General features: G+C 42.9%; 8 protein-coding genes. 6 read left to right on the top strand and 2 right to left on the bottom strand.

The window, feature by feature from the left end:
- Positions 1–156: 156 nt before the first annotated feature.
- The 5 genes from QUB35_RS38500 (at position 157) to QUB35_RS38480 (ending at position 1,996) form a co-directional block, all read left to right on the top strand.
- Positions 157–369, top strand: coding sequence for a hypothetical protein (locus tag QUB35_RS38500; protein WP_333148278.1), 213 nt, complete (start codon positions 157–159; stop codon positions 367–369).
- A gap of 238 nt (positions 370–607) precedes the next feature.
- The gene (locus QUB35_RS38495) at positions 608–832 is read left to right on the top strand and encodes a DUF433 domain-containing protein (protein WP_106332354.1); all 225 of its coding nucleotides are present in this window, start codon (positions 608–610) and stop codon (positions 830–832) included.
- The gene (locus QUB35_RS38490) at positions 829–1,203 is read left to right on the top strand and encodes a DUF5615 family PIN-like protein (RefSeq protein ID WP_333148274.1); all 375 of its coding nucleotides are present in this window, start codon (positions 829–831) and stop codon (positions 1,201–1,203) included. Before QUB35_RS38495 ends, QUB35_RS38490 begins: the two co-directional genes overlap by 4 nt.
- An 84-nt stretch (positions 1,204–1,287) precedes the next feature.
- Positions 1,288–1,650 carry a DOPA 4,5-dioxygenase family protein gene (locus tag QUB35_RS38485; protein WP_333148271.1) on the top strand — a complete coding sequence of 121 codons (363 nt, stop codon included), beginning with the start codon at positions 1,288–1,290 and terminating at the stop codon, positions 1,648–1,650.
- 151 nt (positions 1,651–1,801) lie between these two features.
- The gene (locus QUB35_RS38480) at positions 1,802–1,996 is read left to right on the top strand and encodes a type II toxin-antitoxin system HicB family antitoxin (protein ID WP_333148269.1); all 195 of its coding nucleotides are present in this window, start codon (positions 1,802–1,804) and stop codon (positions 1,994–1,996) included.
- Here the strand turns inward: QUB35_RS38480 and QUB35_RS38475 are convergent.
- Both QUB35_RS38475 and moaA read right to left on the bottom strand, forming a co-directional pair.
- Complete coding sequence (locus QUB35_RS38475) at positions 1,916–2,428, bottom strand: hypothetical protein (RefSeq protein ID WP_333148268.1); 513 nt, start codon at positions 2,426–2,428, stop codon at positions 1,916–1,918. The two genes, QUB35_RS38480 and QUB35_RS38475, sit on opposite strands and share 81 nt — an antisense overlap.
- 230 nt (positions 2,429–2,658) lie before the next feature.
- Entirely contained in the window at positions 2,659–3,648 is a 990-nt protein-coding gene (gene moaA, locus QUB35_RS38470) for a GTP 3',8-cyclase MoaA (protein ID WP_333148266.1), read from the bottom strand.
- Positions 3,649–3,834: 186 nt separating this feature from the next.
- Here moaA and QUB35_RS38465 point away from each other — a divergent pair, with 186 nt between their 5' ends.
- On the top strand, positions 3,835–4,284 hold the full coding sequence (locus tag QUB35_RS38465; RefSeq protein WP_333148264.1) for a nitrate reductase associated protein: 450 nt from the start codon (positions 3,835–3,837) through the stop codon (positions 4,282–4,284).
- The last annotated feature ends 77 nt before the right edge of the window (positions 4,285–4,361 follow it).

Below are 4,361 nucleotides of genomic sequence, written 5' to 3'. Positions count from 1 at the left end.
CAGTTACACTAACCAGAGGGTTAGGCTAATCGTCCTTGGATATTCTTTATCCATTTGGATTAAACGAGTCGCACTCCCACCGATTGTATTATTTACTATGGGAAAAAGTTAGCAGTTTATAAAGGGTACGATAGTATAGACTTACAAGGAGAATTAATGATAGCTGTTAAACACGTTATCGGATGCTGGAGTCTTTATCCTTTCCCACAGACATTGAGTGTTCCTTTTTCTGATTACAAACAAGCTAAATTAGCATTGAAAAATTTTCCTACATCATTGAAAGGTGAGTTAGTGCATTATCATTCTAGTAAACTTGCGAAATTATTGGGATTAACAATTAATGGTAATTACGCCTATTTAATTAAATAACGTCGATCGGACTGCCGCCAATTTTGGAGTCTTATTGGTGGAAAACCCTACTAAATTCGGCAGACATCAAAGCCTGCCTTGCTTTTGCCACAGACCATGAGAAAACTGATCTGCCCTGGCTACTTTCAACGACAGGGTTCTTTTTTTCTCACTACTTGCTCAAACCTGAAATCCTGACCTAAACAAACCAGGATTATTTACAGGTATAATTACGCTTATTAGTACAAAATATTGCTTTATGGACTACCACGACATCATCACAATTGAACCGGGAAAACGCAGTGGCAAACCATGTATTCGGGGAATGCGAATCACCGTCTACGACATCTTAGAATATCTCGCCGGTGGCATGACGGAAGCAGAAATTCTGGAAGATTTTTCAGAATTAACTTCGGCAGACATCAAAGCCTGCCTTGCTTTTGCCGCAGATCGTGAAAAAAAGTTATTTGTGGCATCCCTGTGAAACTACTGTTGGACGAAAACCTCTCAGACCGAATTCTTCAGAGAATTATCGGTTTGTATCCCGATTCTGCTCATGTCAAGACCCTAGGACTGACAAATACTGATGATGCAGAAATTTGGGAATATGCAAAGGCAAATGATTTTGTGATTGTTTCCAAAGATTCTGACTTTCATCAACGGAGTTTACTTTACGGTCATCCTCCCAAATTTATTTATCTCCGTGTTGGCAATTGCTCAACATCTAAAATTGTTCAAATTATGCGAGATGAAATCGACATCATTAGTCACTTTGGAGATAGAGAAGCAGAGAGTATACTGGTATTGTCCTACCATGAAACCAAAAAAGCAAAGACTGAGGACATATCAACTTAAGGAGTTTACAGGAGTGAATAAAATATCCAGCAAGTTAAGCTAATATAAAATTGTTTATCTCTGCTCAATAATCCACTGAAAATGATGAAAGAAGACACCCTCAAAATCGTTGGTTTTCATGGACATATTTACTTCGACGCTGATAATCGCGATGCCGCAGCGCGTGTACGAGAAGGATTGACTCAGTTTGAGGTGCAGCTTGGGCGTTGGCATGACAAACCCATTGGCCCCCACCCCCAAGCAATGTATCAAGTTGCCTTTTTACCAGACCAATTTGGCAAAGTCGTTCCCTGGTTAATGCTGAATCGTGAGGGACTCAATATTCTCGTTCACCCTGAAACAGGCGACGATGTGGCAGACCACACGAAACATTCTTTGTGGCTAGGAGAGAAACTAGAGTTGAATGTCGAATTCCTGCGACCTAGGACAGGCAATGCCAGCTTATGATCGATCCGCGCGCAAGGCGAGGGCGTTACTCCAGACTGACTTATCGCTGATAATAGATAATTAGCCGCCGATTTGAGACATGGTGCGGCTGTAATTTCCTGTATTTACTAATAATAGTTATAATATCCTTAACAAATGACTGAATAAATGTATGAAAATTAGAGCAATCATCCATCCCGCCGAAGAAGGTGGCTATTGGGCTGAAGTTCCCGCACTTCCTGGGTGCATTACCGAAGGAGATACTATGGAAGAAGTGGTGGCTAATTTAAAAGATGCGATTGAAGGTTGGCTCGATGTTGCTAATAGTCGCGTAGCCTCGATCTTTACCCCACTCTATCCAAGCTGATGCAATCTGTTTTACCCTTCCCCTTTGTTCCGGTTTAATGGGATTTTCACCTGTAATTTCATTCAATGCAGCTAACCAGTAAAGGGAATTTTTTTTCAGTTCCGATAGCAACAGCGGCACGACTTGAGAACCCATATTAATAATTTCCTGATATGCAGGATGCTGAGACATTTGAGCTGTCGAAGACATTCCCCCAACTTCACTCTGCCATTCCGTAGCAAGAGTATAAAATTTGTCAATTACCTCGATCGCAATTTCAGCATTTTGACTGCAAATATCTCGATCGGTATTTGCTGCAGGATTTTCTCGTTGCGCGATCGAGCTTTCAATGTTCATCAAGACTAATTCTTCGATGGATACATTCATCTGGGCAGCAACTTTTTGTAGCTTCAGCATCAGCCGGTCTGAAATGGCGATCGAGATGGTGTTCATCTGACTTACAAAATTGGATGATGTCTTAAGTGTACCAAATAAATTATCGATACAGAGTTGACAAAGATTGATCGCCCATTTTTTCCCAAGTATAGCAGTCGCTAAGGCGCTTTGGTCGTTGGGATCAGGAGCCGGGTAGTTGTAGGTTGGGTTGAGGAACGAAACCCAACTTGTTACCTCCAGAGAGAGTTGGGTTTCGCTTCGCTCTACCCAACCTACGAATAATTAGATTACCCGCCGATTTGAGACATGGTTCGGCTGTAATTTCCTTGAGTAGTTCCCGAATCTCGCTGCTTGAAATTAATCTCCGGTTTAATCTCTAATATCTGCTGCACTCGATCGCGCAATTCAACCGTAGACACCCCATTCCGCAAAGCAGTTTTTAAGTCAATTTGCCCCGTTTCGTTCAGCAGACAAGGCCGCAGCCACCCGTCAGCAGACAAACGCATCCGGTTGCAGCGATCGCAAAAACACTCGGACATTTGGCTGATAAAGCCTAAAGTGCCCTTCGCCCCCGGAATTTGAAACACATCCGCCGGCCCATTTCCGCGCACTCCCGACTCGGCTAACCCGTATTTGTCGCTAATTTGTTGCCGCAATTCTGCCGAAGCTACCCAACCTTTATCGCCAAATAAATCCCCATTGCCGATCGGCATAAACTCAATAAATCGAACGTGCCAATTCCGGTTAATAGTTAATGCAGCCAAATCCAATATTTCGCTGTCATTCACACCGGGAATTACCACAACATTCAGTTTCAGCGGGTCGAATCCTGCTTGATAAGCCGCTTGAATTCCCTCCCAAACCTGCGTCCATCGCGATCGTCCCCGACTGCCTATTATTTTATCAAAAGTCTCCGGTTCCAAGGAATCCAAACTAATATTAATCCGGCGCAAACCAGCATTGTAGAGATTTTCCGCCATTCCCGCCAGCAAAAAGCCATTAGTTGTCATTGACAAATCTCGCGTTTCCGGCATTGAGGCGATCGACCTCACCAATTCCACCACCCCAGGCCGCAGCAGCGGTTCCCCACCCGTCAAGCGAAACTTAGTAAATCCCACGGGTATAAAAACTTCCCGCAGCAGAGTTAGCAATTCCGAGTGAGTTAACAACTGCTGCTGCAATACATAGTCCAACTCGCTACCTTCCGGCATACAGTAGAGACAGCGGAAGTTGCAGCGGTCTATCAAGCTAATCCGAAGGTAGTCTACGGTATCCATGTCAATAGTTTGTAATATTATTTAATTATAAATGCTGACTCGATTTTCTGCAATTATTGATAGAGAGCAATAAACCTGCATCAATTTCTTTTCACCTTCCCCCCCCTCTCTTACTCTGCGCCCTCTGCGCCCTCTGCGGTTAATAAAAAAAATCTCATTCACAACTAAAATAAACTTGCTAACTATATGTTTTTTGAATTTGAAGCTGATTTTGTGGAAGCTTTGCGCTGTATCCCCATGCAGGTACGTCTCAAGTTAGATACTTGCGGCATTAAATTAAAGTTGCAGGATTGGAATCATTTTAACCAAGCAGAACGTCAAATGCTTGTAGAGAAACCTTGCTTGACAGAAGCAGAAATTATCGATTACCGAGAAAAGCTAAATCAAATATTAATTCAACAGACAGGCAAACCGGGAACTGATTTGGCGGTTGATGAAAATCCTCCGTGGATGGATGCTGCAACTGTACCGGAGTCTGTTTCTGCAAAAGCGCAAGAGCTCGGCGTGACAATTACTTTGCCACAGTGGGCGAGTTTGCAGCCACTACAGCGATTTGCTTTGATTAAGCTTAGTCGATCGAGCCACGAGAATAAAAACTTTCTCCCCGCTGTTCGAGAGTTTCAACTTATTGAATAAGTAAGCTGTTGTACCTTTAAATAGGGTATAATAAAAAAGGAGTTTAGTCAATCTCTACAAAAATGCCAGCTAAAAAC

The sequence above is a fragment of the Microcoleus sp. B13-B6 genome, from assembly GCF_036705405.1.
Taxonomy (GTDB): Bacteria; Cyanobacteriota; Cyanobacteriia; order Cyanobacteriales; family Microcoleaceae; genus Microcoleus.
Note: the sequence above shows the minus strand (reverse complement) of the source record. Positions and strands in the feature narration are given on the sequence as shown.